Here is a 26,543-nt window from a genome sequence, read left to right as displayed (position 1 = left end):
ACCCCTGACAGTCGAGGACCGACGGTGACTCAGACGGCGTCCCTGCCCATCATCCCCGTGGCGGCCGTCGCGGCGCCGGACCGCCGCGCGAGCGGCATCGTCCTGGCCGTCGTCTCGGCCCTCGCGTTCTCCTCCAGCGGGCCGCTCGTCAAGCCGCTCCTCGAGGCCGGCTGGTCGCTGTCCGCCGCGCTGATCGTGCGGATGGGGCTCGCGGGCCTCCTCCTCTCGCCCATGCTGTTCCGCGTGCTCCGCCGGGAGCGGTCGTTCCTGCGCCGGCACTGGCCCTCGCTCCTCGCCTTCGGCCTCATCCCCGTCGCCGGCTGCCAGCTGCTCTTCTTCTCCGCGATGCAGCGGATGCCGGTGGCCGTCGCGCTGCTCATCCAGTACCTCGCGCCCGTCTTCCTCGTCGCCTACGTGTGGCTCCGGACGCGCCGGGCCCCCTCCGTCCTCGTCCTCGCCGGCTCCGCCGTCGCGGTGATCGGGCTCGTGCTCGTCGTCGACGTCGTCGGCGCGCGGTTCGATCTGCTCGGCACGCTGTTCGCCCTCGCGGCGGCCGTCTGCGTCTGCGTGTACTTCGTCATGTCCGAGCGCACCGGCGACGACCTGCCGCCGCTCGCGCTCGCCTCCGGCGGGCTGCTGGTCGGGGCGGCGTTCATGGCGCTGCTGGCCGTCACCGGCATCCTGCCCTTCGCGGCCCCTGCCGTCACGGTCGCCTTCCACGGCGTCGAGCTGCCCGGGATCGTGCCGCTGCTGTTCGTCGGCGGGGTCGGCACGACGCTCGGCTATGCGCTCGGCGTCGTCGCCGTCCCGCGGGTCGGCTCGCGGCTGGCGTCGTTCATCGGCCTCTCCGAGGTGCTGTTCGCGCTGGCGTTCGCGTGGCTGCTCCTGGGCGAGGCGCCCGCGCCCATCCAGTTCGCCGGCGGCGCGCTCATCCTCGTCGGCGTCGTGCTCGTGCGGATGGATGCCGGGGCGGTCGCCGTCAGCGCTCCCGTCGAGCCTCTTCCAGCAGGGGCCGCACCCGATAGCCGATGACCTCGCCCATCACGAGCGAGGTCTCGGTGCGCTCGACGCCCTCGATGGCGAGGATGCGGGCGTCCACGTCGAACAGGTGCTGCGTGTCGCGGGCGGCCACCCGGACCAGCAGGTCGACCTGACCGCTGAGCCCGTGCGCCTGCAGCACCTCGGGGATGAGGGCGAGCTCCGCCGTGATCCGCGGGAGCTGCGCCTGATGTACCGTGACGCTCAGCATGGCCTCGATGGGGAACCCCAGCTCGGACGGCGCCATGGCCCGCTCGAAGGAGAGGAACACGCCGGAGCGGTCGAGCTTCGCCATGCGGGCCTGCACGGTGTTGCGTGAGAGCCCGAGCCGCTCGCTGAGCGCGACGACCGTGGCCCGATGGTCATCGGCGAGCGCGTTCAGCAGCTCCAGATCGACGTGGTCCAAAGATCCCATAGTGCGAAACAATAGCAGGCCTCGTCGCGCGCAGGTTGGCAACATGCTCAACCCCCAGTGGCATGCTTGAGCTAGGTGCGATGCGGACGTAACCTCAGGTCAGCCGGCGACGATGCCGGCGCTCTGCATCGGCCGACGTCCACAAGACCTCCGGCCGGGAACAGGAGGGATGACGATGACGCACACCCTGAACCCCTCGGTCGAGACCTCGACCGACCTCGACGACCTCGCCCGGCTCCTCACGCCGGACGGGCGACGCATCTCCGACCGCCAGCTCGACCCGTGGATCGAGGACCTCGACCGCGAGGCCCTCCGCGGTCTGTACCGGGACATGGCGCTCCTGCGACGGCTCGACGCCGAGGGCGTCGCGCTGCAGCGCCAGGGGCAGCTCGGACTCTGGGCGCCCGCGCAGGGCCAGGAGGCCGTGCAGATCGGCACGGCGCGCGCCTGCCGCGCCGACGACTTCCTGTTCCCGAGCTACCGCGAACTCGGCGTCCAGCTCGTCCGCGGCGCCAAGCCGGCGGATTTCATCCTCGCCTGGCGGGGTGAGATGCACTCGACCTACAACCCGTACGAGCTCAACACCGCGACCCCGCAGATCATCATCGGCGCGCAGACGCTGCACGCCGTGGGCTACGCGATGGGCGTCCAGCGCGACGGCACCGACCAGGTCGCCGTGGCGTACTTCGGCGACGGGGCGACGAGCCAGGGCGACGTCAACGAGGCCATGGTCTTCGCCTCGTCGTTCCGGTCGCCCGTCGTCTTCGTGTGCTCGAACAATCAGTGGGCGATCTCCGAGCCCGTCACGGTGCAGGCGAAGTACCCGATCGCCGGTCGCGCGCCCGGGTTCGGCATCCCGAGCCTGCGCGTGGACGGCAACGACGTCCTGGCCTGCCTCGCCGCGATGCGGTGGGCGCTCGACCACGCCCGCACCGGTAAGGGCCCCGTCTTCATCGAGGCCGTCACCTACCGGATGGGCCCGCACACCACCTCGGACGACCCCACCCGCTACCGCTCGGCCGACGAGGTCGAGGCGTGGCGCCGGAAGGACCCGCTGACCCGGCTCGAGGCGCTGCTGCGCTCGCAGGACGCGTTCGACGACGCGTTCGCCGCCGACGTCCAGGCCGATGCCGACCGCTTCACGGCCGGCATGCGCGAGGCGGCCCTCACGGCCGTCACCCGACCGGCGATCGAGGTGCTCGACGACGTCTACGCCGAGCCGCACACGGGCCTGGACGAGCAGCGGACGCGGTTCGCGGCGTACCTGTCCGGCTTCGAGGGCGAAGGGGATGCATCATGACGCAGCTGACGATGGGCAAGGCGCTCGGCGCGGGACTGCGTCGCGCGATGGCCGACGACGACCGCGTGATCGTCATGGGTGAGGATGTCGGCAAGCTCGGCGGCGTCTTCCGGATCACCGACGGGCTGCAGACCGAGTTCGGCGCGATGCGGGTCATCGACACCCCGCTGGCCGAGTCGGGGATCATGGGCACCGCCGTCGGCCTCGCCTTCCGCGGCTACCGCCCGGTCGTCGAGATCCAGTTCGACGGCTTCGTCTACCCCGCGTTCGACCAGATCGTCTGCCAGGTCGCCAAGCTGCACTACCGCACCCGCGGGAACGTGACCATGCCGATCACGATCCGCATCCCGTGGGCGGGCGGTGTCGGCGCGGCCGAGCACCACTCCGAGTCGCCCGAGGCGTACTTCGTGCACACCTCCGGGCTCCGCGTGGTCGCGGTCTCCAACCCGCAGGACGCGTACGTCATGCTGCGCCAGGCGATCGCGTGCGATGACCCCGTCGTGTTCTTCGAGCCCAAGCGGCTCTATCACTCCAAGGGTGAGGTCGACCTCGACGGCGACATCGCCGACGCCGCCCCGATGGGCGTCGCGCGCGTCGTCCGAGAGGGCTCCGACGTCACACTGCTCACCTACGGCGCGCAGGTCTCGACAGCGCTGGATGCCGCCCTCGCCGCTGAGGACGACGGCATCTCCATCGAGGTCGTCGACCTCCGATCGATCTCCCCGGTGGACTACACGACCGTCACCGCCTCGGTCCGCAAGACCGGGCGCGTCGTGGTGACGCACGAGGCGGCCCGCGAAGCGGGCGTCGGCGCCGAGCTCATCGCGAGCATCACGGAGAAGTGCTTCCACTACCTCGAGTCCGCCCCCGTCCGCGTGACGGGTCACGACATCCCGTACCCGCCGGCGAAGCTGGAGAAGCACCACCTGCCCGACCTCGACCGCATCCTGGACGCCGTCGACCGGGTCCTGGACCGTCCGAACAGCCTCTCGGGGGTGCAGCTGTGATCGTCGAGTTCCGCCTGCCCGACCTCGGGGAGGGCCTCCCCGAGGCGGAGATCGTCCAGTGGCACGTCGCCGTGGGCGACACCGTCACCCTCAACCAGACGATCGCCGACGTCGAGACCGCGAAGGCCATCGTCGAGCTGCCGTCGCCGTACGCCGGCACCGTCCGCGAGCTGAAGCACGCGGACGGCGACGTCGTCGCGGTGGGGGACGTGCTCATCGCGTTCGAGGTCGCCGGCGCCGGGCCCGGCGCCGAGCCCCCAGCGCCCGCGGCTGCGGACACCACCGCCCCGGCCGACGAGGCGGCGCAGCCGAACCTGGTCGGCTACGGCGCCGCGCCGCGGGGATCCGCGCGACCGCAGCGGCGTGCCCGCGTCGGCGCGCCGGCCGCCGCGAGCGACACGGCGGTCCTGGAGGCCGCGCCGCACGACGTCGTGACGGCCTCGCCGCCGGACGACACCCGGCACGAGCGCCCGCGCTCCACCCCGCCGGTCCGGAAGCTCGCGAAGGATCTCGGCATCGACCTGGCCCTCGTCGAGGCCTCCGGCGCGACCGGTGTCATCACGCGCGCCGACGTCGAGGCGTTCGCCGCCCGCACGACGACGCCCGCGGCCACCGCCGCACCCGCGCGTCCGGCCGCACCGCGCGTCGAGCGCGGCGAGCGGGAGACCCGCATCCCCATCCGCGGCGTCCGCAAGCACACCGCGGAGGCGATGGTGCGGAGCGCGTTCACGGCGCCGCACGTCACGACGTTCCTCACGATCGACGTGACCGCCACGACGCAGCTCCTCGCCGGGCTGAAGGCCGATCGGCGGCTCGCCGATCACCGGATCGGCATCCTCGCGGTCGCGGCGAAGGCCGTCTGCCTGGCCCTCGCCTCGCACCCCGAGCTCAACTCGCGCTGGGACGAGGCCGCGGGCGAGATCGTCCAGTACCACTACGTCAACCTCGGCATCGCAGCGGCGACCGATCGCGGGCTCGTCGTGCCCAACGTGAAGGATGCCGACGGGCTGACCCTGGTCGAGCTCTCCGACGCGATCGGCGACCTCGCCCAGACGGCGCGCGCCGGCAAGGCGGGCTTGGACGTGCTGACCGGCGGGACCTTCTCGATCACGAACTTCGGCGTGTTCGGCATGGACTCCGGGACCCCGATCCTCAACCCGGGCGAGGCCGGCATCCTCGGCCTCGGCGCCGTGCGGCGCCAGCCGTGGGAGCACGAGGGCGGGATCGCGCTCCGCGACGTGCTCACCCTCAGCCTGTCGTTCGACCACCGGCTGGCGGACGGCGAGCAGGGCTCGCTGTTCCTCCGCGACGTCGCGGACGTGCTGCGCGAGCCTGGTCGGGCGATGCTCCTGCGCTGATCCGGCGCCGCGTCGCGTCGCCCGACTGTCAGTGCGGGGTCGCGAGGGCGGCGTGGGCCATCGTGGCCAGCAGCGCCCGGACGGCGTCGTCGTCGGGCGCGTCGCGGAGGCCGCGCACGCTGTGCGGCGTCGAGTTGATGAGCCCGAATCCGGCGTGCGCGCGCACTCGGAGGTCGCCGGGGGAGCGGTGCGGGTGCAGATCGGAGAGGACCCCCGTCCACACGTCGACATACTCCCGCTGCAGGCGGCGGACGCGGTGACGATCGTCGTCGTCGAGCCGCGCGAGGTCGCGGTCCTGCACCCGGATGACGTCCGCGGCGTCCAGGGCGAAGTCGACGTGGAACCCGATGAGGCCGCGGAGCCGTTCGTCCGGGTCGGCGTGGGCCGCGATGACGGCGCGACCGCCGCTCAGGAGGTCCTCGCTCGCGCGGAGGAGGATGCGGCCGAGCAGGGCGCGCTTGCTCGCGAAGTGCCGGTACACGGCGGGACCCGTGATGCCGACGGCCGCGCCGAGGTCTTCGAGGCTCACGCCGTCGAAGCCGTTCTCGGCGAACAGCCGTGCGGCTTCGCGGAGGAGCGCCGCGTGGCGGTCGGCTTTCGCGCGCTCGCGCTGCGTGGCCGTGGTGTCCGCGGCGGGGTGGGACGGAGAACGCCTTGCCATGTCAGTTAATCCTCGCTAACCTGGTGCTCTCAGTTAGTGCACACTAACCGATGGACCGGTCCCACGACAATGGCCGATCCGCCGACATCGATGGAGATGCCATGGCCACGCTCACGAGCGCCCTCGTCCGCGACGCGCAGTTCACGCGCCGGCGGGACGCGCAGCAGGATGCGGCCGACCGGCTGCGCGCACGCCTCGCGGCCGTCGCCCTCGGCGGTCCGGTGGCGTCGCGCGAACGCCATGTGGCGCGCGGCAAGCTCCTCCCGCGCGACCGCGTCACCCGCCTCCTCGACGAGGGGAGCCCGTTCCTCGAACTCGCCCCGCTCGCCGCAGAAGGCCTGTACGACGGCGAGGCGCCCGCGGCCGGCGTCATCGCGGGCATCGGTCTCGTGCACGGCCGGCACGTCATGGTCGTCTGCAACGACGCGACCGTCAAGGGCGGCACGTACTATCCGCTGACCGTCAAGAAGCACCTCCGTGCGCAGGAGGTCGCGCTGGAGAACCGGCTCCCGTGCATCTACCTCGTCGACTCGGGCGGGGCGTTCCTGCCGATGCAGGACGAGGTCTTCCCCGATCGCGACCACTTCGGCCGGATCTTCTTCCACCAGGCGCGGCTCTCGGCCGCCGGCATCCCGCAGATCGCGGCGGTCCTCGGCTCCTGCACCGCCGGCGGCGCGTACGTCCCGGCGATGAGCGACGAGACCGTCATCGTCCGCGGCCAGGGCACCATCTTCCTGGGCGGCCCGCCACTCGTGAAGGCGGCGATCGGCGAGGTCGTGACGGCCGAGGAGCTCGGCGGGGGAGAGCTGCACGCCCGCACCTCCGGTGTCGTCGACCACCTCGCCGAGGACGACGAGCACGCCCTGGAGATCGTCCGCGACATCGTGAAGACGCTGCCCGCTCCCGCCGCACCGGTCTGGGAGGTGACTCCGCCCGCCCCGCCGGCCGTCGACCCCGCCGAGCTGTACGGCGCCGTGCCCGTCGACGTCAACCAGCCCTACGACGTGCGCGAGGTCATCGCGCGGCTCGTGGACGGCAGCGCCTTCCACGAGTTCAAGCGCGAGTATGGCGAGACGCTCGTCACCGGGTTCGCCCGCATCCACGGGCACCCCGTCGGGATCGTCGCGAACAACGGCATCCTGTTCCGGGAGTCCGCCCTCAAGGGCGCGCACTTCATCGAGCTGTGCGACCAGCGGGGCGTGCCGCTGCTCTTCCTGCAGAACATCTCCGGGTTCATGGTCGGACGGGATGCCGAAGCCGGCGGCATCGCGAAGGACGGCGCCAAGATGGTGACGGCCGTCGCGACGACGCGGGTCCCGAAGCTCACCGTCATCATCGGCGGCTCGTTCGGGGCCGGGAACTACTCCATGTGCGGGCGCGCCTACTCTCCCCGCTTCCTCTGGTCCTGGCCCGCGAGTCGCATCTCGGTGATGGGCGGCCCGCAGGCGGCCTCCGTCCTGTCCACCGTCAAAGCCGACCAGCTCGCCGCGCGGGGCGAGGAGTGGGATGCCGACGCACGCGCGGCCTTCGAAGCCCCCGTCCGCGCGCAGTTCGAGGAGCAGGGCGACCCGCTCTACGCCACCGCCCGGCTCTGGGACGACGGCATCATCGACCCGCTCGACACGCGCGACGTCCTCGGCCTCGCCCTCGACGTCGTCTCCCGTGCCCCGCTGCCCGAACCGCGCTTCGGCGTCTTCCGGATGTGACGCGATGACCCTCTTCGACACCGTCCTCGTCGCCCATCGCGGGGAGATCGCGCGCCGCGTCATCCGCACGCTGCGGGCCCTCGGCATCCGCTCGGTCGCCGTCTTCAGCGATGCGGACACCGGCGCGCCGCATGTCCGGGAGGCCGATGTCGCCGTGCGGCTCGGCCCGGCACCGGCGGCGCAGTCGTACCTCGACGGGGAGGCCGTGCTCAGCGCGGCGCGCGAGACCGGGGCGCAGGCGATCCACCCGGGGTACGGGTTCCTCTCCGAGAACGCCGATTTCGCGCGCGCGTGCCGCGCGGCCGGGATCGTCTTCATCGGACCCGATGTGCGGGCGCTCGAGGTCATGGGCGACAAGATCCGCGCGAAGGCGCAGGTCTCCGGCAACGGTGTCCCGATCGTGCCGGGATTCAGCGCGGCGGGGCTGGACGATGCCGCGATCGCCGTGCAGGCGGCCGAGGTCGGTCTGCCCCTGCTCGTCAAGCCCTCGGCGGGCGGCGGCGGCAAGGGCATGCAGATCGTCCGGACCCTCGACGAGCTGCCCGAGGCCCTCGCCGCCGCGCGGCGCGTCGCGGCGAGCGCCTTCGGCGACGACACGCTCCTGCTGGAGCGGCTCATCGAGCGCCCCCGGCACATCGAGGTCCAGGTGCTCGCCGACGCGCACGGACGCATCGTGCACCTCGGCGAGCGCGAGTGCACGCTGCAGCGCCGGCACCAGAAGGTCATCGAGGAGGCGCCCTCGCCCCTCGTCGACCCCGCCATGCGGGCACGGCTCGGCGAGGCCGCCTGCGCGGCCGCCGCAAGCGTCGACTACCGCGGGGCCGGCACCGTCGAATTCCTCGTCCCGGGCGACAGCCCCGAGGAGTGCTTCTTCATCGAGATGAACACGCGCCTGCAGGTCGAGCACCCCGTCACCGAGCTCGTGACCGGCATCGACCTCGTCGCGCAGCAGCTGCGGATCGCCGCCGGCGAGCCCCTCGCGTTCACGCAGGACGACGTGCGCTTCGACGGCCACGCGATCGAAGCCCGCGTGTACGCGGAGAGCCCCGAGCGCGGGTTCCTGCCGGCCACGGGAGACGTGCTGCTGTGGCGCCCCGCCGCCGGTGTCCGCACCGACGCGGGCGTCGAGTCGGGCTCGATCGTCACGGCCGACTACGACCCCATGATCGCGAAGGTCATCGCCCACGGCGCGGACCGCACCGTCGCGGTGGAGCGTCTCGATGCGGCCCTGGCCGACACCGTCCTCCTCGGGGTCGACACCAACATCGCCTTCCTACGGCGCCTCCTCGCCGACCCCGCCGTACGGGCCGGCGACCTGGACACGGGCCTCATCGACCGGATGCCGGCACCCGAGGCGGCGGCTCCGTCGCCGGAGGCGCTCGCGGCCGCGGCCGCGCACCTCGCGCCGCCGGCCGCGACCGGCGTCTGGGGGTCGCTCCCGGGCTGGCGGGAGGGCGGTCGGCGCGAGCCCCGCGCGGTGCTGCTGCGCGACGAGGCCGGTGTGCTGCACCGGGCCACGGCGGGCGGGCCGACCGCGGATGTCGCGGTGGATGTCGACGGCGCCCTCTGGGTGCACACCGACGCCGGGACGCACCGGCTCCGCCCGGTCACCCGCGAGGCCGCACTCGCCGAGCGCCTCGCCGCGCGCGGCCGCGACGCGGGGGCGCAGAGCCCCGAGCTGCGCGCGCCCATGCCCGGGACCGTCGTGGCGGTGCACGTCGCCGACGGTGCGGTCGTGGCTGCCGGTGACCGTCTGGTGACCGTCGAGGCGATGAAGATGGAGCACTCCGTGACGGCGCCGCACGACGGCGTCGCGCGCGTGCACGTGGCCGTGGGCGCTCAGGTGCGCCGCGACGAACTGCTGGCCGATGTGGCCGCCGAGACCCGGGAGGGAACCGATGACGATTGACCTGTCCACGTACGGACTCGACGAGGAGCAGCTCGAGCTCGCCCGGCTCGTCCGCGCCTTCGCCGACGAGGTCGTCGCGCCGGTCTCGTATGAGGCCGACCGCACGAAGACCCTGCCGATGGATGTCGTCGCGCAGATGGGCGACCTCGGCCTGTTCGGCCTGCCGTTCCCCGAGGAGGTCGGGGGACAGGGCGGCGACTACCTCACGCTCTGCCTCGCGATCGAGGCGCTCGGGCGCGTCGACCAGTCCCTCGCGATCACCCTCGAGGCCGGAGTGAGCCTCGGCGCCATGCCGGTGTTCCGGTTCGGCACCGACGCGCAGCGCGCCGAGCTGCTGCCGGATCTGCTGGCCGGCCGCGCGCTCGCCGGGTTCGGACTCACCGAGCCCGAGGCCGGGTCGGACGCCGGCGCGACCCGCACCACCGCGCGACTGGAGGCCGGGGAGTGGGTCATCGACGGGGCCAAGCAGTTCATCACGAACTCCGGCACGCCGATCACACGGTTCGTCACGGTCACGGCCGTCACCGGCGAGACCGAGGGACGCAAGGAGATCTCGACGATCATCGTCCCGTCGGGCACGCCCGGCTTCACGGTGGAGCCCGCGTACGACAAGGTCGGCTGGCATGCGAGCGACACGCATCCGCTCACCTTCTCCGGCGCGCGCGTTCCCGAGGCGAACCTGCTGGGGGAGCGCGGGCGCGGGTTCGCGAACTTCCTGCACATCCTCGACGAAGGCCGCATCGCGATCGCGGCGCTCTCCACGGGAGCGGCGGAAGGATGCCTGGAGGCCGCCGCCGACTACGCCCGCAGCCGCATCGTGTTCGGCGAGCAGCTGTCGACACGGCAGTCCATCCAGTTCATGCTCGCGCGCATGCAGCAGCGCGTGCACGTCGCGCGGCTCGCGTGGCTGCACGCCGCACGCCTGCGCGATGCGGGGAAGCCCTTCAAGACGGAGGCCGCGATCGCGAAGCTCACCTCGAGCGACGCCGCGATGGACAACGCGCGCGACGCGACGCAGATCTTCGGCGGCAACGGGTTCATGAACGAGTACCCCGTCGCCCGGCACTACCGCGATTCGAAGATCCTGGAGATCGGAGAGGGCACCTCCGAGGTGCAGCTGCTCGTCATCGCCCGCGCCCTCGGCGTCGTGTGAACCGGGTACGGTGACAGCGTGACCGAGATCCTGCAGCGCGGCCGGTACGTCGACGAGCTCGCGGTGGGCGACGTGTTCTACCATCGCCCGGGACGCACGGCCACCGAGGCCGACAACGTGCTGTTCTCCGCCCTCACGATGAACACGCAGGCGCTGCACCTGGATGCCGCGTACGCGGCCACTCAGGAGTTCGGCGAGCGTCTCATGAACTCCATGTGGACCCTCGCGACGATGGTCGGAGCCTCCGTCGCGCAGGTGACGCAGGGGACGCTCGTCGCGCAGCTCGGCCTGTCGGACATCGCGTTCCCCGCGCCGCTGCTGCACGGGGACACGCTGTACGTCGACACCGAGATCCTCGAGACGCGCCTGTCGCGGTCCCGTGTCGGGCAGGGCGTCGTGACGATGCGGCACACCGGCCGCAATCAGGACGGCACCGTCGTCGCGACGGCGACGCGTGTCGCGCTCATGCTCTGCACCCCCGCCGAGGAGCAGTCGTGAGCGGCTTCGCGATGGGCCCGGCGCTGCTGTTCTGCCCCGCCGACCGGCCGGAGCGGTTCGCGAAGGCGGCGGGCCGCGCCGACGCCGTGATCCTCGACCTCGAGGACGCCGTGTCCGCGGACGCGAAGGCCTTCGCCCGCGGCGCGGTCATGGAGTCCGACCTCGACCCGGAGCACACGATCGTCCGCGTGAACGCGCTGGACGGCGAGCACATCGAGTCCGACCTCGCGACCCTTTCGCTGACGGACTATCGCACCGTCATGGTCGCCAAAGCCGAGTCGGCCAAGCAGATCGGGCGCCTCGATCGGCGCTTCGCGGTCATCGCGCTGTGCGAGACGGCGCGCGGCGTCGTCGCGGCCGAGAAGATCGCGGCACTGGACAACGTCGTCGCGCTGATGTGGGGCGCCGAGGATCTCGTCGCCTCGCTCGGCGGCACCGCCAGCCGGAAGCCCAAGGGGGGCTACCGCGACGTCGCCCGGCACGCCCGCGCGCGCGTGCTGCTCGCCGCCGGCGCCCGCGGCAAGGCCGCGATCGACGCCGTGCACCTGGACATCGCCGACCAGAAGGGGCTCGCGCGGGAGGCCGCGGATGCGGCGGCGAGCGGCTTCGCGGCGACCGCCTGCATCCATCCCGACCAGGTGTCCGCGATCCGTGCCGCCTACCGCCCCGACCCCGGTGCGCTCGCGTGGGCGCGGGGCGTCCTCGCCGCCGCCGAAGGGCAGCGCGGCGTCTTCGCGCTCGATGGCCGTATGGTCGACGAGCCCGTGCTGCGGCACGCCCGCACGCTCGTCCGCCGCGCCGACGCCTGACCCGCGCCCGCGGGCGGCCGCGGGTCAGTGGATGACGCCGACGTAGGACAGCAGGCTCAGGCGGTCGCGCTCGACGAGGAAGGTGTGCGTCGAGCCGTTCGCGAGCTTCTCGCCCTCGGCGGGGAACGCCCCACCGGTCGCGTGCCGGATGAGCTCGCGGATCAGCGCGCCGTGCGAGACGATCACGAGCGACGGCGCGGCCGGGGCCGTCAGCCGCCGCGCGTCGCGCGTGACGCGCCGGAGGCCCGCGACGGCGCGCGTGCGGACGTCGGCCCACGGTTCGGCGTTCGGGATCTCGGCGGTGGTCCAATCGCCCCAGCGCTCGAGGAACTCGTGCACATCGACGCCCTCGGCATCGCCGTAGCTGCGCTCGCGGAGCTGCGGGTACGTGCGCGGCTCGGCGGCGCCGAGCTCGGCGGCGATGATGCGGGCGGTCTCGTGTGCGCGGGACAGGTCGCTGGAGGCGACGACGAGCGGCGACTCCGCCGCGAGCTCCTCCTTGAGGCGGAGACCGGTCGCGCGGGCCTGACCGCGTCCGGTGTCGTTCAGGGGGATGTCGGTGGAGCCCTGGATGAGCCGGTTGAGGTTCCAATCGGTCTCGCCGTGGCGCACGAGGGTGAGAGTCGTCACCCGTCGAGCCTACGGTCCGAGAGAGCGGCGGGGTTCACCGCAGCGCAGTCAGCGCCCGCGCGATGACGGGCAGCGCTTCGCTGGTCCCGGTGTCCACCTTGACGGTCGCCTTGGCATCCGCCCGGGTCTCCCCGCGATTGATGATGACGACGGGCAGTCGGCGGCGGCGCGCGCGTTCGACGAGGCGGATGCCGGAGTTCACGACGAGCGAGGATCCCGCCACGATGAGCGCCTCGCTGGTGCCGACGAGCTGCTCGGCCTCCCGGAACTTCTCCGCCGGGATGTACTCGCCGAAGAAGACGACGTCGGGCTTCAGCATCCCGCCGCAGACGCTGCAGTCCGGGATGACGAAGCCGTCGCTCGACTCGGGCAGCACGTCGCCGTCGGGGCCGAGCTTGATGCCCTCCGGCACGGTGATCCACGGGTTCGCGAGCTCGACGCGCACAGCGAGGTCCCGCCGGTCGAAGACCTGCCCGCAATGCGTGCAGAACACCCGCCGCATCGTCCCGTGCAGCTCGACGACGCGCCGGCTGCCGGCGCGCAGGTGCAGGCCGTCCACGTTCTGCGTGATGACGCCGGTCGCGATGCCGGCGCGCTCGAGGTCGGCGAGCGCGGTGTGGCCGTCGTTGGGACGGGACGCCGAGAACGCCTGCCAGCCGAGGTGGCTGCCCACCCAGTACCGGCGGCGGGCCGCGTCGCTCGCGAGGAACTGCTGGGCCGTCATCGGCGTGCGGGTCGGCGCGCCCTTGCCGCGATAGTCCGGGATGCCGGAGTCCGTCGACACGCCCGCCCCGGTCAGCACGGCGACCTTCCGGCCCGCGAGGGCGTCGATCGCGCGCCCGACGGCGGCGGTGACCGCCGGGTCGGGATCGATCGTCGTCTGCGCTGCCACGGCCCGAGCCTACGCGCCCTCGTTTTCCGGGATGTTACGCGGGGCGTGACAGCATGGAGCCATGCCCCTCCTGCGGATCGACGACGAGCACGATCCGCGGCTCGCGGACTACCGGGGCCTCACCGATGTGGCGCTGCGTCGTGTGCTGGAGCCGGAGGGCGGGCTGTACATCGCCGAGTCGGCGAAGGTCATCGCCCGCGCGATCGCCGCCGGACACCGGCCGCGGTCGGTGCTCGTGCAGGAGAAGTGGCTCGACGACGTGACCGCGCTCGCGGGAGACGCGCCGGTCTACGTTGTGTCGGACGAGGTCGCCGAGCAGGTCACGGGCTACGCCGTCCACCGCGGTGCGCTCGCCGCCATGCATCGCCCCGCCCTGCCGTCCGTCGCCGACACCGTCGCCGGTGCCCGGCTCGTGCTGGTGCTAGAGGACATCGTGGACCACACGAATGTGGGTGCCGCGTTCCGCGCGGCGGCGGGGATCGGCGCCGACGCCGTGCTCGTCACGCCCCGCTGCGCCGACCCCCTGTACCGCCGCAGCGTCCGCGTGAGCATGGGGACGGTGTTCCAGGTGCCGTGGACGCGGCTGCCGGCGTGGCCGGAGGCCGGCGGCATCCTGCACGACGCGGGCCTGCACCTCGCCGCGCTCGCCCTCGCCGAGGGCGCCGTGCGGCTGGACGTCTTCTCCGCCGCCCGCCCCGAGCGGGTCGCGCTGCTGATGGGCGCCGAGGGCGACGGCCTCTCCCGCCGTGCGCTGCAGGCCGCCGACACCGTCGTCACCATCCCGATGGCGGGCGGCGTCGACTCGCTCAACGTCGCGGCCGCCGCCGCCGTGGCCCTGTGGGAGCTGCGCCCGCGCGACTGACGCGCGCGACCGACGATCTCAGTCCGCGGCGGAGGGCTCCTCGGCGATCACGCGCCGCTGCACCGGCAGCGCATCCGGGCGCTTCGCGGTGATGGCATCCCCGGAGGACTGGTGCCGCACGCGCCGCAGCACCCACGGCACCAGGTGCGTCCGCGCCCACACGATGTCGTTCGTGCGGGCCGCGCGCCACGTGAGGCGGGGGAGGGGTTCGGGCTGCATCGCCTGCAGATCGTTCGGGACGTTGAGCGCGCGCAGCACCATCCGGGCCACCTCGTGATGGCCGAGCGCGTTGTAGTGCAGGCGGTCGTCGTCGAAGAACCGCATGTCCTGCACTTCCTTCAGCGCCCACTGGTCGGCCACGATGCAGTCGTAGCGCTCCGCGATCGCGCGGATGTTCTCGTTGTAGATCGCGACCCGGCCGCGGATGCCGCGGAACACCGGCGTGAAGTTCGTGTCGATCGCCGTGAACACCACGACGGTCGCCCCGTCGGAGGAGAGCCGGATGACGGCGTCCTCGAACTGCTGCGCGACGGCGTCGGGGTCGCCGCCGGGCCGGATCACGTCGTTCCCACCCGCGGAGAAGGTCACGAGGTCGGGGCGCAGGGCCAGGGCGGGTTCGATCTGATCCGCGATCTGGCCGATGAGCTTCCCGCGGACCGCGAGGTTGGCGTAGGCGAAGTCGTCGACGGATGCCGCGAGGACCTCCGCGACACGGTCGGCCCAGCCGCGGTGACCGCCGGGGCGCAGCGGATCGGGGTCGCCGATGCCCTCCGTGAACGAGTCGCCGACCGCGACCATCCGACGCCACGGGTGCGCCGTCTCGTTCAGGGTGTACGGCACGGGCTCGGGCCTCGCAGCGGCCTCGTCTTCAGACATCACACTTCCTCGACTCCGGGTCCCTTCCACGCTAGCGCGTCCGACATCTCGCTTAGGGTGGTCCTTCGTGTACGAGGACCAGCAGGAGCATTTCGGCAGCTTCGCCGCCGAGCACCTGTCGCCGTCGTTCCCGCAGCGAGCGCCCTGGGGCACGGCGCAGCGCCTGCGCGCCTGGCAGGCCGAGGCTCTCGACCAGTACTTCGGCATGGACGGCCCGGAGGGCATCGGCAAGGGGCCTCGGGACTACCTCGCCGCCGCGACCCCCGGCGCCGGGAAGACGACTTTCGCGCTGCGCCTCGCGAGCGAACTGCTGCGCCGCGGCGTGATCGACCGCATCGTCGTGGTCGCCCCCACGGAGCACCTGAAGACGCAGTGGGCGGATGCCGCGGCCCGCGTCTCGATCCGCCTCGATCCCCGCTTCAGCAACGGGCAGCGCACCCCGTCGCGGCAGTACCACGGCGTCGCGGTGACCTACGCGCAGGTGGCAGTCAAGTCCTCCGTGCATCGGCGGATCGTCGAGGAGTCCCGCACCCTCGTCATCCTCGACGAAGTGCACCACGGCGGCGATGCGCTCAGCTGGGGCGAGGCGCTCCGCGACGCGTACGGCCGCGCGACGCGGCGTCTGCTGCTGAGCGGCACGCCCTTCCGCAGCGACACCGCGCCGATCCCGTTCGTCGAGTACCACCCGAACGACAAGGGCATCCGCCTCTCCCGCACCGACTACAACTACGGCTACGGCCGGGCCCTCGCCGACGGCGTCGTGCGTCCGGTGCTGTTCCTCGTCTACGCCGGGAAGATGCGGTGGCGCACCCGCGCGGGCGATGAGCTGGAAGCCCACCTGGGGCAGGACAACACGAAGGACGTCACATCCCAGGCTTGGCGGACGGCGCTGGACCCCGAAGGCGACTGGATTCCCGCGGTGCTGCGCTCCGCGGACCGGCGCCTGAGCGAGGTGCGTCAGGACGTCCCGGATGCCGGCGGGCTCGTCATCGCGACCGACCAGACGGCCGCCCGGGCATACGCCGCGATCCTCCGCGACATCACGGGTGAGGCGCCCGCCGTCGTCCTCTCCGACGACAAGGCGGCCTCAGGGCGGATCGAGACGTTCGGGCAGAGCACGACGCGCTGGATGGTCGCCGTCCGGATGGTCTCCGAAGGCGTCGACGTCCCGCGGCTCGCCGTCGGCGTGTACGCGACGTCCGCCTCGACGCCGCTGTTCTTCGCACAGGCCATCGGCCGGTTCGTCCGTGCGCGCCGCCGCGGCGAGTCGGCATCCGTGTTCCTCCCGAACGTGCCGCAGCTGCTGACCCTCGCGGGCGAGCTCGAGCGGGAACGCGACCACGCGCTCGACCGCGGCGAGAAGGACGAGGACGGTCTCGAGGACGGCCTGCTCGACGCGGCCGAGCGCGAGGAGAAGGCCTCGGACGAGCTCGAGCAGGAGTTCACATATCAAGCGCTCGGGTCGGTCGCGCACTTCGACCGCGTCCTGTACGACGGTCGCGAGTTCGGGCAGCTCGCGGTCCCCGGAACGCCGGAGGAGGAGGAGTTCCTGGGGCTCCCGGGCCTGCTCGAGCCGGAGCACGTCCACGAGCTCCTGATGCAGCGGCAGTCCCGGCAGTCCCGGCACCGGCGCGTCCGCGAGGCGCGCGAGCAGACCGAGGGGGACGCGGTCGCCCCGGCCCTGCCGGCGCCGCTGCACCGGACGCTCCGGGAGCAGCGCCAGCTGCTGAACAGCCTCGTCGGGGTGTACGCGCGGCAGAGCGGCGAGCCGCACGGCGCCGTGCACGCGGAGCTGCGTCGCGTCTGCGGCGGACCGGCCGTGCCGCAGGCCACCGTCGCGCAGCTGCAGTCCCGCATCGACGTTCTCCGGGCTCGCGTCCGCTCCTGACCGCGCGGGGTTCGGAGCTCCGAAATGCTGGCAATCACGGCGTTCGGTCCGGGCTGTCGCTGCGGCGCCGGTAGCGTGAAACGGACCGACCCGAGAGTGTGGAGCCCCGTGAACGACCCCCGAGTGCCGACCGCCGGCGACCGCCGACGCTGGGCGCAGTACCTCGTGGACGAGCGGTCCGAGGCGCGCGTGTACCGCGACCTGGCCGCACGCCGCAGCGGTGAGGAGCGCGAGATCCTCCTCGCGCTCGCCGACGCGGAGGGACGTCACGAGGCGCACTGGCTCCACCTGCTCGGCGAGGAGCCCTCCCGCCTGCCGGCGCCCAGCGTCGGCACCCGCCTGCTCGGCTGGATGGCCCGCCGGTTCGGATCGATCTTCGTGCTCGCGCTCGCGCAGAACGCCGAGGACCGCTCGCCCTACGAGGCCGAGCCGTTCGCGACCGCGCGGATGGCCGCGGACGAGAAGATCCATCGCGAGGTGGTCCGCGGTCTCGCGGCGCGCGGCCGCCGCCGGCTGTCCGGCACGTTCCGCGCGGCGGTCTTCGGCGCCAACGACGGCCTCGTCTCGAACCTCGCCCTCGTGATGGGGATCGGCGCGACCGGCGTCGCGCCGCAGTTCGTGCTCTTCAGCGGGATCGCGGGCCTCCTGGCGGGTGCGCTGTCGATGGGTGCGGGGGAGTTCGTCTCGGTCCGCTCGCAGCGCGAGATGCTCGCCGCCACCGAGCCGAGCGACTACGCCGCCGATGTGCTGTCCGACCTCGACCTCGACGCCAACGAGCTCGCGCTGGTCTACCGCACCCGCGGGATGCCGCTCGAGGATGCCATGGAGCGCGCCCGCCGCGTCGTCGGGGCGGCGCAAGGGACCGGCACGCCGGCACCGCATCGCCCGACCGCGCCGGACAGCTCCGATCACGAGGTCGTCGGCGGGGCGCTCGGCGCCGCCGTCTCGAGCTTCCTCTTCTTCTCCTCCGGCGCCGTCATCCCCGTGCTGCCGTGGATCTTCGGACTGTCCGGCCTCGCGGCCGTCGTCACGGCGCTGATCCTCGTCGGCTTCGCGCTGCTCCTCACGGGCGCGACCGTGGGACTCCTGTCTGGCGGCTCGCCCCTGCGCCGCGGGCTCCGCCAGCTCGCGATCGGCTTCGGCGCGGCCGCCGTCACGTATCTGCTGGGCCTGCTGTTCGGCGTGTCCGTCGGTTGACGCCGCCGATTCTGCACGCCGTCCGGAACGTGATAATGTCGATCTTCGGTTGGAGACAACCAGACACCCATGCGCGGGTGGCGGAATAGGTAGACGCGCTAGCTTGAGGTGCTAGTGCCCGTATAGGGCGTGGGGGTTCAAGTCCCCCCTCGCGCACAGTGGAACAGGGTCCCGAAAGGGGCCCTGTTCTCGTTTTCGGAAGGCTCCGCAGGGGAAGGTAGCGTGGACGGCATGCCCGACACCGCCGACCTTCCCGAGGTCGCCCGCATCGCGCGCGACCTCATCCGGTTCGACACGACGAACTACGGCGGGGGACGCGCGAAGGGCGAGCGTGAGGCGGCCGAGTACGTCGGCGCGTACCTCGAATCGGTCGGGCTGCAGCCGGAGTACTACGAGCCGATCCCGCGCCGCACGAACCTCGCGGTGCGCATCCCCGGCCGCGACCGCGACAAGCCCGCCCTCGTCCTGCACGGTCACCTCGACGTCGTTCCGGCGGTCGCCGAGGACTGGAGCGTCGACCCGTTCGCGGGCGTCGTGAAGGACGGGATGCTGTGGGGCCGCGGCGCCGTGGACATGAAGGACATGAACGCCATGATCCTGACGTCCGTCGCCGACATCCTCCGTGCCGGCGACCGGCCCGCCCGCGACATCATCGTGGCCTTCTTCGCCGACGAGGAGAACGGCGGCGTCGAGGGCTCGCAGCTCGTCGTCCGGGACAAGCCGGAATGGTTCGCCGGCGCGACCGACGCCATCAGCGAGGTCGGCGGCTATTCGATCTCGGTCGGCGACCGCCGCGCGTACCTGCTGCAGGTGGGGGAGAAGTCCCTCGTCTGGCTCCGGCTGCACGCCACCGGCATCGCGGGCCACGGCAGCCGCCACCACCCCGAGAACGCCGTCACGCGTCTCGCCGAGGCCGTCGCCGCGCTCGGCCGCACGACCTGGCCTCTGGAGCTGACGACAACGACACGCGAACTCGTCGACGCGCTCGCGCGGCTGACCGGCGGCGACCCGGCCGACCCCGACGCCCTCGCCGATGCGACCGGACCGGCATCCGCGTTCCTCCGCTCCAGCTTCCGCACGACCGCGAACCCGACCGGTCTGTCCGCCGGCTACAAGCACAACGTGATCCCGGACGCCGCGAGCGCCGCGATCGACATCCGCACGCTTCCCGGCCAGGAGGACCTCGTCATCGCCGAGGTCCAGCGCATCGTCGGCGACGACATCCGTCTCGAGATCGCGCACCGCGACATCGGCCTCGAAGTGCCGTTCGCCGGCTCGCTCGTCGACGCGATGGTCGAAGCCCTCGGCCGCCACGATCCGGGCGTCCCCGTCGTGCCCTACCTGCTGGGCGCCGGCACCGACAACAAGGCGCTGGCCGAGCTCGGCATCGCCGGGTTCGGGTTCGCTCCGCTGCGCCTTCCCGCCGACCTGGACTTCACCGGCATGTTCCACGGCGTCGACGAGCGTGTCCCGATCGACTCCCTCCGCTTCGGGCAGCGCGTGCTGACCGACCTCCTCCGGACGTACTGAAAGGCGAGAATGCACCTCCTCGAGGCGATCATCCTCGGACTCGTGCAGGGTCTGACCGAGTTCCTCCCGATCTCATCCAGCGCGCACCTGCGCATCGTGGGCGAGTTCCTGCCGTCGGCCGAAGACCCCGGCGCCACCTTCACCGCGATCACCCAGATCGGCACCGAACTCGCCGTGCTCGTGTACTTCTGGCACCGGATCGTGCGCATCATCGCGCAGTGGTTCCGCTCGCTCACCGGCGCCGTGCCCCGCAACGACCCCGACGCCCGGATGGGCTGGATCGTCATCATCGGCACCATCCCGATCGGCGCGCTCGGCTTCCTCTTCCAGGACGTCATCCGCGACACGTTCCGCAATCTCTGGCTCGTCGCGATCGTGCTGCTCGTCTTCGGTCTCATCCTCGGCGCCGCCGACGCGCTGGGCCGGCGCACGCGTCAGGAGGCCGACCTGACCTACCCGCACGGCCTGGCCCTCGGCTTCGCGCAGGCCCTCGCCCTCATCCCGGGCGTCTCCCGCTCGGGCGCCACGACGACGATGGGCCTCGCCCTCGGGTACACGCGGCCGGCCGCGGCCGAGGTCGCATTCCTCCTCGCGGTGCCCGCCGTGTTCGGCAGCGGACTCTACGAGCTGCTGCAGGCCATCCAGGAGCCGGGCGAGGCGGTGTTCACGCTGGGGGAGACCGCCGTCGCGACCGTCGTCGCCTTCGGCGTCGGGCTGGCCGTGATCGCGTACCTCATGCGCTACCTCAAGAAGGGCAGCTTCCTGCCGTTCGTGATCTACCGGCTCGTGCTGGGCGTCGTGCTCATCGTGCTGCTCGCGACGGGCGTGCTGCAGGCGTTCTGACGCTCCGCGGGCTCAGCGGCGCGGCTCGTCGCGACCCGGCTTCGACGGGCCCTCGCCGTCGCGCCGCAGGTACTTCTCGAACTCCTGCGCGATGGCGTCGCCGGAGGCCTCGGGGGAGTCCCAGGTGTCCCGCGTGCGCTCCAGCTGGCGGATGTACTCGGTCATCTCCTCGTCGTCGGCCGCCGCGGCATCGATCGACGCCTCCCACGCGAGGGCCTCGGCGGGCAGCTCGCCGCGCGCGATCGGGCTTCCGGTGAGCTCGGTGAGCTTGTCGAGGAGGGCGAGGGTCGCCTTCGGCGAGGTCGTGTGCCCCGCCACGTAGTGCGGGACGCTCGCCCACAGGGCGGCCGTCGGGATGCCGGCGTCCTCGGCGGCGGCGGCGAGCACGCTCAGGATGCCGACAGGCCCCTCGTACGTCGAGCGCTCGAGGCCGAGCTCGGTGCGCAACTTCTCGTTGTCGCTGCCGGCGAAGACGGAGATGGGGCGGGTGTGCGGCACGTCGGACATCATCGAGCCGAGCGCGACGAGCCCGGTGATGTCCTCGCTGAGCGCCGCATCGATGAACTCGGCCGCGAAGGCCTGCCACGCGCGCGCCGGTTCGACCCCGCTCAGGAGCCACAGGCGGGTGCCTTCGCCCGACGCGGGACGCCACAGGGTGGCCTCCGGCCACGTGAGCGACCGGGTGCCGTCGGCATCCAGTCGCACCTGCGGGCGGGTGTACTGATAGTCGAAGTAGAGCTCCGGGTCGACCGACAGGACCGGCTCGTACTCGTTCTCGGCGCGCAGGCGCGCGGCGGCGGCCGAGGCCGCTTCCCCGGCGTCGTTCCAGCCGTCGAAGGCGACCACGAGGACACGCTGACCCAGACTGTCCACCCCGCTCCTTCCCTTGGTGTGCGGTTCCCCCACGATACGCCCGGCGAGCACCGTGCGGGCGGGGGCGCGGTCCCGGCGGAGCCCCGCTCGGTAGCATAGGGCGGTGACTTCCCCCCTTCCCGCCGCGGTCCTCTGGGACATGGACGGCACGCTCGTGGACACCGAGGCCTACTGGATGGCCGCCGAGACCGCGCTGGTCGACAGCTTCGGAGGGCAGTGGTCGCACGAACAGGCCCTGAGCCTCGTCGGGATGGGCCTCGAGGGCTCGGCCGCGATCCTGCAGCAGGCGGGTGTGCAGATGAGCGTCGGCGCGATCGTCGATCACCTCACCGAGGCCGTCACGGACCAGCTCGCCGAGAGCGGCAACCCGTACCGTCCCGGGGCCGTCGAACTGCTGCGCGACCTGCGTGATGCCGGCGTGAAGACCGCACTAGTCACGATGTCGCTGCGCCGCATGGCCGACACGGTCGTCGGGCAGCTGCCGTTCGACGCGTTCGACGTCGTCGTCGCCGGCGACGACGCGACACGTCCGAAGCCCTTCCCGGACGCCTACCTGCAGGCGGCGCGGATGCTGGGGGTCGACCCCGCGGACGCCATCGCGATCGAGGATTCGCCGAACGGCATGCGCGCCGCGGTCGCGTCCGGCGCCGTGACGCTGGGCGTCCCGCTCATGGTCTCCCTCGTCGGCACCGGCGCCGACGGACTGTGGGACACGCTCGAGGGCAGGACGACCGACGACATCCGCGCCTTCCACGCCGAACACGCCGCACGCCGACCGGGAGTGTCCGCATGACCGCCGACCTGCGACCCAGCGGCCCGTTCCGCTACGGCGACCGTGTCCAGCTGACCGGCCCCAAGGGGCGCCTGCACACGGTCACGCTGCGCGAAGGCGGCGAGCTGCACACGCACCACGGCGTCCTCCGGCACGAGAACATCGTCGACCAGCCGGACGGCTCCGTCATCACCAACAGCGGCGGCCACGACTACCTCGCGCTGCGCCCGCTCCTCCGCGACTTCGTGATGTCGATGCCGCGGGGGGCGGCGATCGTCTACCCCAAGGACGCCGCGCAGATCCTCGCCGCGGCGGACATCTTCCCCGGCGCGACGGTCGTCGAGGCCGGCGTCGGCTCGGGAGCCCTGTCGCTGTGGCTGCTCCGTTCGATCGGCGACGGCGGCCGCCTGCTGTCATTCGAGCGGCGCGAGGAGTTCTCGCAGGTGGCCGAGGCGAACGTCGAGACGTTCCTCGGCCACTACCCGCCCGCATGGCAGGTCGTCGTCGGCGACCTGGTGGAGCAGCTCCCGCGCGTCGTGGAGCCGGGATCGGTCGATCGGGTGGTGCTCGACATGCTCGCGCCGTGGGAGTGCATCGATGCCGTCGCCGAGGCGCTGACCCCTGGCGGCGTCGTGCTCTGCTACATCGCGACGGCGACCCAGCTCAGCCGTGTCGCGGAGTACATCCGGGCCTCCGGGCTGTTCACCGAGTCCGAGGCGACCGAGACGATGGTCCGCGGCTGGCACGTCGAAGGCCTGTCGGTGCGCCCCGACCACCGCATGGTCGCCCACACCGGATTCCTCCTCACCGCCCGCAGGCTCGCGCCCGGCGCCGTGCCGCCGGACGTCCGCAAGCGCGCGCTCAAGAAGCCGACCTACGCCGACGAGGACGTGGAGCAGTGGACCCCCGGCGCGGTCGGCGACCGTCAGATCACCGACAAGAACCTGCGCAAGCGCGTGCGCGATGCGCAGCGCGCCGCGGAGGGTGCGCGGCTGGCGGCGGGGGAGAGTGCCGGCGACGCCGTAAACTGATCGGATGCGCAGGATCCCCGCTGTCGTCGCCGTTCTCGGCCTGTCCGCTCTGGCCCTCGTCGGCTGCTCGTCGACGGCCCCGGCCGCCTCGTGCGACCGCGCCGACTCGGACTCCTCGGCCCTCGACCTCATCGAGGTGAGCGGAGCCACGGGCTCCGCCGTCGTGACGGTCGCCCCGCCGGTCTACGTCGAGAAGACCGTCTTCACCGACGCCGAGGTGGGCGACGGTCCCGCCGTGACCTCGCGCGCCCAGGACGTGCAGTTCACCGCGACGATCGTCGACGGCGAGTCGGGCGAGACGCTCGTCTCCGCGGGGACGCAGGCCCAGCCGGTCGCCGAGTGGGCGACCTACTACGAGGGCATCGCGAAGATGCTCGAGTGCGCGACCGAGGGCTCCCGCATCGTCGGCGCCGTCGCGCCCGATGATCTCTCCGACGAGGCCAACGCCAACCTGGGGCTCGCGGACGGGCAGGCCGCGGTCATCGTCCTGGACCTGGAGCGCGTCTTCCTCGCCGCCGCCGACGGTGCTCCGCAGTTCAACGACCGCCGCGGCATGCCCTCCGTCGTGCTGGCGCCCGACGGCCGCCCCGGAGTCATCGTCCCCGACGCCGCGCCGCCGACCGATCTCGTCGTCGAGGTGCTGAAGAAGGGCGCCGGCGAGCCGGTCACGGCGGAGGCCCCCGCCCGCATCCACTACACCGGCGTCACGTGGGACGACGGCGAGGTGTTCGACTCGACGTGGGAGAAGGGCGCCTCGGCCAGCGTCACGCTCGACGGCGTCGTCCCCGGCTTCGCGCAGGCGCTCGAGGGTCAGACCGTCGGATCGCAGCTGCTCGTCGTCATCCCGCCGGACCTCGGTTACGGGGCGCAAGGCAGCGGTGCCGTCCCGGGCGACGCGACCCTCGTTTTCGTCATCGACATCCTGGGACTGGACGAGGTCGCCGCGACGCCGTAGCACCGACACGGCACTGCCGCAGGGAGGGCCGCGACGGCACCGGCCTAGGATGGTGCAGTGGCCAAGGACTCGACCCGCACTGCGCCCGAGGAGCGTCTCGTCAACCTCGTCGTCGCGCTCATGGCGACCGAGCAGGGGCTGACCAAGGACACGATCCTGACCTCGGTGTCCGGCTACCGCGAGCAGAGCGAGGCCGGCGCCAAGAAGGATGCGCTGGAGAAGATGTTCGAGCGCGACAAGGAGAACCTCCGCGCGCTCGGGGTCCCCATCGAGACGATCGGCGACTACGCCGATCCGGACGACCTGCGCGAGGCGCGGTATCGCGTGCCGACGGCGGAATACGAGCTGCCCGCGGACATCACCTTCACCCCTGCGGAACTGGCCGTGCTCAACCTCGCCGGCGGCGTCTGGAGCGAGAGCTCGATGTCCGCGGACGCGCGTGGCGGCCTGCGCAAGATCCGCGCACTCGGCAACGAGGTCGACGCACCCATCATCGGATACTCGCCCCGCATCAACCTGCGAGAGCCGGCGTTCAGCCCCCTGCAGCGCGCCATCGAGCAGGGGCGGGTCGCGGAGTTCGACTACCTCAAGGGCGGCGACGACACGGCCCACACCCGCCGCATCCAGCCGCTCGCGCTGCTCGAGTACGAAGGCCGCTGGCACGTCTACGGTTTCGACCTGACGCAGGACGCCGAGCGCACCTTCCTCCTCTCGCGCATCGTCTCCGACGTCCGCCTCACGCGGGACACGTTCGACCTGGCGCTGCGGGACGGCGCGGGCGACAAGGCGCTCCGCGGGCTCCGGGACGTGGCCGAGCGCCAGCACGCGCTCCTCGAGGTCGCGCCCGGCACCGAGGCCGCGCTGCGGCTGCACCGCCGTGCGATCCCGGCCGAGCAGGGCATCCACGTACCGTACGTCGACGGCCACGTCTTCGCCGACGAGCTGGCCTCCTACGGTCCGGAGGTGCGGGTCGTCGGGCCCGCGCAGCTGCGCGACGAGGTCATCGCCCGGCTGGAGCGGACGCTCGCCGTGCACAGAGGAGTCTCATGAGCGCGAAGCCGCTGCTGGCCACCGATCGCGCCGCGCTCATCCTGCAGCTCGTCCCGTATCTCATCGGCAAGGGGGAGGTGTCCGTCGCGGAGGCGGCCGACGCCTTCGAGGTCACCCCCGAGCAGATGCGGGAGATGGTCGAGAAGCTCACCGTCATCGGCCTGCCCGGCGACGGCGGCTTCTGGCAGATGGCGAACGATCTGTTCGACATCGACTGGGACCTCCTCGACGAGCAGGGAATCATCTCGATCACCAACAGCGTCGGCCTGGAGCGGACACCCCGCCTCACGGCGCGCGAGGCGGCGGCCCTGCTGGCCGGCCTGCAGCTGGCCGCCTCGCTGCCGGGCGTCGGCGACAGCGGCGTGGTGCAAGGCCTCCTCGCGAAGCTCGCGCGCGGCGCGTCGGCGGCTCCCGCCGACGTCATCGTCGCGCCGGACGCCGTCGACGACGTGCGGCTGCAGGTCGCGGAGGCCCTCCGCCGCGGCGTCGCCGTCTCCTTCACCTACCAGGCGCCCGATCACACCCCGACCATCCGGACCGTCGACCCCGTCAAGGTGCACATCGCCGGCGGGCAGTGGTACCTGCAGGGCTGGTGTCACCTCCGGGAGGCGATGCGCACGTTCCACCTCGACCGTGTCGCCGACGTGCGCCTCACCGACATCCCGATCGCGCACGGGTCCGACGCGGTGCCCGAGCTGTTCGAGCCGAGCGAGACGGATGCCGTCGTGGAGGTGCGCTACCGCGCCGCGATCGCACCGCTGCTGGCGGACTACCTCGACCGGGCCACCGTCACCGGCGACGGCGAGTTCCGCAGCGCACGCCTGCGGGTCGCCGATGAACGCAGCCTCAAGCGCCTGGCCGCCCGTCACGGCGGGGACGTCGAGATCCTCGCTCCCGAGCCCGGCCGCCGCGCCGCCGCGGCGTGGGCCGACGCAGGGCTCGCGCAGTACCGCTGACCGGTCCCGCGGTCCCGACAGGTAGACTGAGAAAAATCTCGCGACGAGGAGCCGCCCATGGGAAATCTGTTCGCAGGTCCACACCTGTGGATCCTCCTGATCGTCATCCTGCTGCTCTTCGGGGCGGCCAAGCTGCCGGCGCTGGCGAAGAGCATGGGGCAGTCCGCCCGCATCTTCAAGGGCGAGATGAAGGCGATGAAGCAGGACGACGTCGCGGCCGGGACGGCATCCACCGTCGAGAACGAGGCGTCCCCGACCGTGGCACCCACGGCCCCCGCCGATCCGACGCCCGGACCGACCGGCTCCGACACCGCCAGGCCGTAACCGGTCGTGG

Annotated in this window: 26 protein-coding genes and 1 tRNA gene; 21 read left to right on the top strand and 6 right to left on the bottom strand. The window is 72.5% G+C overall.

What is annotated here, in order from left to right:
* The first annotated feature begins 42 nt into the window (after nucleotides 1–42).
* Nucleotides 43–1,032, top strand: a complete 990-nt coding sequence (locus QZL85_RS11615; RefSeq protein WP_295577198.1) for a DMT family transporter — start codon at nucleotides 43–45, stop codon at nucleotides 1,030–1,032.
* Here QZL85_RS11615 and QZL85_RS11610 read toward each other — a convergent pair.
* The gene (locus tag QZL85_RS11610) at nucleotides 980–1,453 is read right to left on the bottom strand and encodes an Lrp/AsnC family transcriptional regulator (RefSeq protein ID WP_295576842.1); all 474 of its coding nucleotides are present in this window, start codon (nucleotides 1,451–1,453) and stop codon (nucleotides 980–982) included. The two genes, QZL85_RS11615 and QZL85_RS11610, sit on opposite strands and share 53 nt — an antisense overlap.
* A 169-nt stretch (nucleotides 1,454–1,622) precedes the next feature.
* On the opposite strand from QZL85_RS11610, the gene pdhA reads away from it, so the two are divergent.
* Genes pdhA through QZL85_RS11595 form a run of 3 tightly spaced genes read left to right on the top strand, consistent with a single transcriptional unit; the run spans nucleotide 1,623 to nucleotide 5,118 of the window.
* Nucleotides 1,623–2,753 carry a pyruvate dehydrogenase (acetyl-transferring) E1 component subunit alpha gene (gene pdhA, locus QZL85_RS11605; protein WP_295576841.1) on the top strand — a complete coding sequence of 377 codons (1,131 nt, stop codon included), beginning with the start codon at nucleotides 1,623–1,625 and terminating at the stop codon, nucleotides 2,751–2,753.
* Entirely contained in the window at nucleotides 2,750–3,760 is a 1,011-nt protein-coding gene (locus tag QZL85_RS11600; RefSeq protein ID WP_295576840.1) for an alpha-ketoacid dehydrogenase subunit beta, read from the top strand. Before pdhA ends, QZL85_RS11600 begins: the two co-directional genes overlap by 4 nt.
* Nucleotides 3,757–5,118: a dihydrolipoamide acetyltransferase family protein gene (locus QZL85_RS11595; RefSeq protein WP_295576839.1), complete on the top strand. Its 1,362-nt coding sequence runs from the start codon at nucleotides 3,757–3,759 to the stop codon at nucleotides 5,116–5,118. Before QZL85_RS11600 ends, QZL85_RS11595 begins: the two co-directional genes overlap by 4 nt.
* Nucleotides 5,119–5,146: 28 nt before the next feature.
* Here the strand turns inward: QZL85_RS11595 and QZL85_RS11590 are convergent, their stop codons facing one another.
* Nucleotides 5,147–5,779 carry a TetR/AcrR family transcriptional regulator gene (locus QZL85_RS11590; RefSeq protein ID WP_295576838.1) on the bottom strand — a complete coding sequence of 211 codons (633 nt, stop codon included), beginning with the start codon at nucleotides 5,777–5,779 and terminating at the stop codon, nucleotides 5,147–5,149.
* A gap of 101 nt (nucleotides 5,780–5,880) precedes the next feature.
* Between QZL85_RS11590 and QZL85_RS11585 the strand changes: the two genes are divergently transcribed.
* The 5 genes from QZL85_RS11585 to QZL85_RS11565 are packed head-to-tail and all read left to right on the top strand — an operon-like array spanning nucleotide 5,881 to nucleotide 11,854.
* Complete coding sequence (locus QZL85_RS11585; RefSeq protein ID WP_295576837.1) at nucleotides 5,881–7,485, top strand: carboxyl transferase domain-containing protein; 1,605 nt, start codon at nucleotides 5,881–5,883, stop codon at nucleotides 7,483–7,485.
* Nucleotides 7,486–7,489: 4 nt separating this feature from the next.
* A complete protein-coding gene (locus QZL85_RS11580; protein ID WP_295576836.1) occupies nucleotides 7,490–9,394 on the top strand; it encodes a biotin carboxylase N-terminal domain-containing protein in 1,905 nt (634 codons plus the stop codon).
* A complete protein-coding gene (locus tag QZL85_RS11575) occupies nucleotides 9,384–10,547 on the top strand; it encodes an acyl-CoA dehydrogenase family protein (RefSeq protein WP_295576835.1) in 1,164 nt (387 codons plus the stop codon). The genes QZL85_RS11580 and QZL85_RS11575 overlap by 11 nt, the downstream gene beginning before the upstream one ends.
* Nucleotides 10,548–10,565: 18 nt before the next feature.
* Nucleotides 10,566–11,045, top strand: a complete 480-nt coding sequence (locus tag QZL85_RS11570; RefSeq protein ID WP_295576834.1) for a MaoC family dehydratase — start codon at nucleotides 10,566–10,568, stop codon at nucleotides 11,043–11,045.
* An 11-nt stretch (nucleotides 11,046–11,056) separates the two neighbouring features.
* Nucleotides 11,057–11,854: a CoA ester lyase gene (locus tag QZL85_RS11565; protein ID WP_295577197.1), complete on the top strand. Its 798-nt coding sequence runs from the start codon at nucleotides 11,057–11,059 to the stop codon at nucleotides 11,852–11,854.
* Between the two features lie 24 nt (nucleotides 11,855–11,878).
* On the opposite strand, the gene QZL85_RS11560 is transcribed toward QZL85_RS11565, so the two are convergent.
* Nucleotides 11,879–12,484, bottom strand: coding sequence for a histidine phosphatase family protein (locus QZL85_RS11560; RefSeq protein ID WP_295576833.1), 606 nt, complete (start codon nucleotides 12,482–12,484; stop codon nucleotides 11,879–11,881).
* Between the two features lie 34 nt (nucleotides 12,485–12,518).
* Nucleotides 12,519–13,376: a Sir2 family NAD-dependent protein deacetylase gene (locus tag QZL85_RS11555; protein WP_295576832.1), complete on the bottom strand. Its 858-nt coding sequence runs from the start codon at nucleotides 13,374–13,376 to the stop codon at nucleotides 12,519–12,521.
* Between the two features lie 61 nt (nucleotides 13,377–13,437).
* Here QZL85_RS11555 and QZL85_RS11550 point away from each other — a divergent pair, with 61 nt between their 5' ends.
* Complete coding sequence (locus tag QZL85_RS11550; protein ID WP_295576831.1) at nucleotides 13,438–14,238, top strand: RNA methyltransferase; 801 nt, start codon at nucleotides 13,438–13,440, stop codon at nucleotides 14,236–14,238.
* Between the two features lie 18 nt (nucleotides 14,239–14,256).
* Here QZL85_RS11550 and QZL85_RS11545 read toward each other — a convergent pair whose 3' ends face one another.
* The gene (locus QZL85_RS11545; RefSeq protein ID WP_295576829.1) at nucleotides 14,257–15,114 is read right to left on the bottom strand and encodes an SGNH/GDSL hydrolase family protein; all 858 of its coding nucleotides are present in this window, start codon (nucleotides 15,112–15,114) and stop codon (nucleotides 14,257–14,259) included.
* Between the two features lie 67 nt (nucleotides 15,115–15,181).
* Between QZL85_RS11545 and QZL85_RS11540 the strand changes: the two genes are divergently transcribed.
* From QZL85_RS11540 to QZL85_RS11520, 5 genes are all read left to right on the top strand, one after another.
* Nucleotides 15,182–17,002, top strand: coding sequence for a DEAD/DEAH box helicase (locus QZL85_RS11540; RefSeq protein WP_295576828.1), 1,821 nt, complete (start codon nucleotides 15,182–15,184; stop codon nucleotides 17,000–17,002).
* 108 nt (nucleotides 17,003–17,110) lie between these two features.
* The gene (locus QZL85_RS11535) at nucleotides 17,111–18,199 is read left to right on the top strand and encodes a VIT1/CCC1 family protein (RefSeq protein WP_295576827.1); all 1,089 of its coding nucleotides are present in this window, start codon (nucleotides 17,111–17,113) and stop codon (nucleotides 18,197–18,199) included.
* Between the two features lie 71 nt (nucleotides 18,200–18,270).
* A tRNA-Leu gene (locus tag QZL85_RS11530) sits at nucleotides 18,271–18,355 on the top strand.
* 75 nt (nucleotides 18,356–18,430) lie between these two features.
* Entirely contained in the window at nucleotides 18,431–19,729 is a 1,299-nt protein-coding gene (locus tag QZL85_RS11525) for a M20/M25/M40 family metallo-hydrolase (protein ID WP_295576826.1), read from the top strand.
* A 9-nt stretch (nucleotides 19,730–19,738) separates the two neighbouring features.
* Nucleotides 19,739–20,572: an undecaprenyl-diphosphate phosphatase gene (locus tag QZL85_RS11520; protein WP_295576825.1), complete on the top strand. Its 834-nt coding sequence runs from the start codon at nucleotides 19,739–19,741 to the stop codon at nucleotides 20,570–20,572.
* A 12-nt stretch (nucleotides 20,573–20,584) separates the two neighbouring features.
* Here QZL85_RS11520 and QZL85_RS11515 read toward each other — a convergent pair whose 3' ends face one another.
* Nucleotides 20,585–21,445: a PAC2 family protein gene (locus QZL85_RS11515; protein ID WP_295576824.1), complete on the bottom strand. Its 861-nt coding sequence runs from the start codon at nucleotides 21,443–21,445 to the stop codon at nucleotides 20,585–20,587.
* A gap of 103 nt (nucleotides 21,446–21,548) precedes the next feature.
* On the opposite strand from QZL85_RS11515, the gene QZL85_RS11510 reads away from it, so the two are divergent.
* Genes QZL85_RS11510 through QZL85_RS11485 form a run of 6 tightly spaced genes read left to right on the top strand, consistent with a single transcriptional unit; the run spans nucleotide 21,549 to nucleotide 26,533 of the window.
* Complete coding sequence (locus tag QZL85_RS11510; RefSeq protein WP_295576822.1) at nucleotides 21,549–22,238, top strand: HAD family phosphatase; 690 nt, start codon at nucleotides 21,549–21,551, stop codon at nucleotides 22,236–22,238.
* On the top strand, nucleotides 22,235–23,248 hold the full coding sequence (locus tag QZL85_RS11505) for a tRNA (adenine-N1)-methyltransferase (RefSeq protein WP_295576821.1): 1,014 nt from the start codon (nucleotides 22,235–22,237) through the stop codon (nucleotides 23,246–23,248). The genes QZL85_RS11510 and QZL85_RS11505 overlap by 4 nt, the downstream gene beginning before the upstream one ends.
* 4 nt (nucleotides 23,249–23,252) lie before the next feature.
* On the top strand, nucleotides 23,253–24,203 hold the full coding sequence (locus tag QZL85_RS11500; RefSeq protein WP_295576820.1) for an FKBP-type peptidyl-prolyl cis-trans isomerase: 951 nt from the start codon (nucleotides 23,253–23,255) through the stop codon (nucleotides 24,201–24,203).
* 57 nt (nucleotides 24,204–24,260) lie between these two features.
* Nucleotides 24,261–25,253, top strand: coding sequence for a YafY family protein (locus tag QZL85_RS11495; protein ID WP_295576819.1), 993 nt, complete (start codon nucleotides 24,261–24,263; stop codon nucleotides 25,251–25,253).
* A complete protein-coding gene (locus QZL85_RS11490) occupies nucleotides 25,250–26,209 on the top strand; it encodes a YafY family protein (RefSeq protein WP_295576818.1) in 960 nt (319 codons plus the stop codon). Before QZL85_RS11495 ends, QZL85_RS11490 begins: the two co-directional genes overlap by 4 nt.
* 57 nt (nucleotides 26,210–26,266) lie before the next feature.
* The gene (locus QZL85_RS11485) at nucleotides 26,267–26,533 is read left to right on the top strand and encodes a twin-arginine translocase TatA/TatE family subunit (RefSeq protein ID WP_295576817.1); all 267 of its coding nucleotides are present in this window, start codon (nucleotides 26,267–26,269) and stop codon (nucleotides 26,531–26,533) included.
* The last annotated feature ends 10 nt before the right edge of the window (nucleotides 26,534–26,543 follow it).

This window comes from uncultured Microbacterium sp. (genome assembly GCF_900078385.1).
GTDB lineage: Bacteria > Actinomycetota > Actinomycetes > Actinomycetales > Microbacteriaceae > Microbacterium.
The sequence above is the reverse complement of the archived record's forward strand: the minus strand, read 5'-3'. Positions and strand labels throughout refer to the sequence as shown.

What these genes read in the sequence shown, in the direction of transcription:
- QZL85_RS11520 (WP_295576825.1), top strand. Translation starts at nt 19,739, where the DNA reads ATGCACCTCCTCGAGGCGATCATCCTCGGACTCGTGCAGGGTCTGACC.
- QZL85_RS11545 (WP_295576829.1), bottom strand. Translation starts at nt 15,114, where the DNA reads ATGTCTGAAGACGAGGCCGCTGCGAGGCCCGAGCCCGTGCCGTACACC.
- QZL85_RS11580 (WP_295576836.1), top strand. Translation starts at nt 7,490, where the DNA reads ATGACCCTCTTCGACACCGTCCTCGTCGCCCATCGCGGGGAGATCGCG.
- QZL85_RS11585 (WP_295576837.1), top strand. Translation starts at nt 5,881, where the DNA reads ATGGCCACGCTCACGAGCGCCCTCGTCCGCGACGCGCAGTTCACGCGC.
- QZL85_RS11525 (WP_295576826.1), top strand. Translation starts at nt 18,431, where the DNA reads ATGCCCGACACCGCCGACCTTCCCGAGGTCGCCCGCATCGCGCGCGAC.
- QZL85_RS11550 (WP_295576831.1), top strand. Translation starts at nt 13,438, where the DNA reads ATGCCCCTCCTGCGGATCGACGACGAGCACGATCCGCGGCTCGCGGAC.
- QZL85_RS11575 (WP_295576835.1), top strand. Translation starts at nt 9,384, where the DNA reads ATGACGATTGACCTGTCCACGTACGGACTCGACGAGGAGCAGCTCGAG.
- QZL85_RS11500 (WP_295576820.1), top strand. Translation starts at nt 23,253, where the DNA reads ATGCGCAGGATCCCCGCTGTCGTCGCCGTTCTCGGCCTGTCCGCTCTG.
- QZL85_RS11505 (WP_295576821.1), top strand. Translation starts at nt 22,235, where the DNA reads ATGACCGCCGACCTGCGACCCAGCGGCCCGTTCCGCTACGGCGACCGT.
- pdhA (WP_295576841.1), top strand. Translation starts at nt 1,623, where the DNA reads ATGACGATGACGCACACCCTGAACCCCTCGGTCGAGACCTCGACCGAC.
- QZL85_RS11590 (WP_295576838.1), bottom strand. Translation starts at nt 5,779, where the DNA reads ATGGCAAGGCGTTCTCCGTCCCACCCCGCCGCGGACACCACGGCCACG.
- QZL85_RS11610 (WP_295576842.1), bottom strand. Translation starts at nt 1,453, where the DNA reads ATGGGATCTTTGGACCACGTCGATCTGGAGCTGCTGAACGCGCTCGCC.
- QZL85_RS11565 (WP_295577197.1), top strand. Translation starts at nt 11,057, where the DNA reads ATGGGCCCGGCGCTGCTGTTCTGCCCCGCCGACCGGCCGGAGCGGTTC.
- QZL85_RS11485 (WP_295576817.1), top strand. Translation starts at nt 26,267, where the DNA reads ATGGGAAATCTGTTCGCAGGTCCACACCTGTGGATCCTCCTGATCGTC.
- QZL85_RS11490 (WP_295576818.1), top strand. Translation starts at nt 25,250, where the DNA reads ATGAGCGCGAAGCCGCTGCTGGCCACCGATCGCGCCGCGCTCATCCTG.
- QZL85_RS11600 (WP_295576840.1), top strand. Translation starts at nt 2,750, where the DNA reads ATGACGCAGCTGACGATGGGCAAGGCGCTCGGCGCGGGACTGCGTCGC.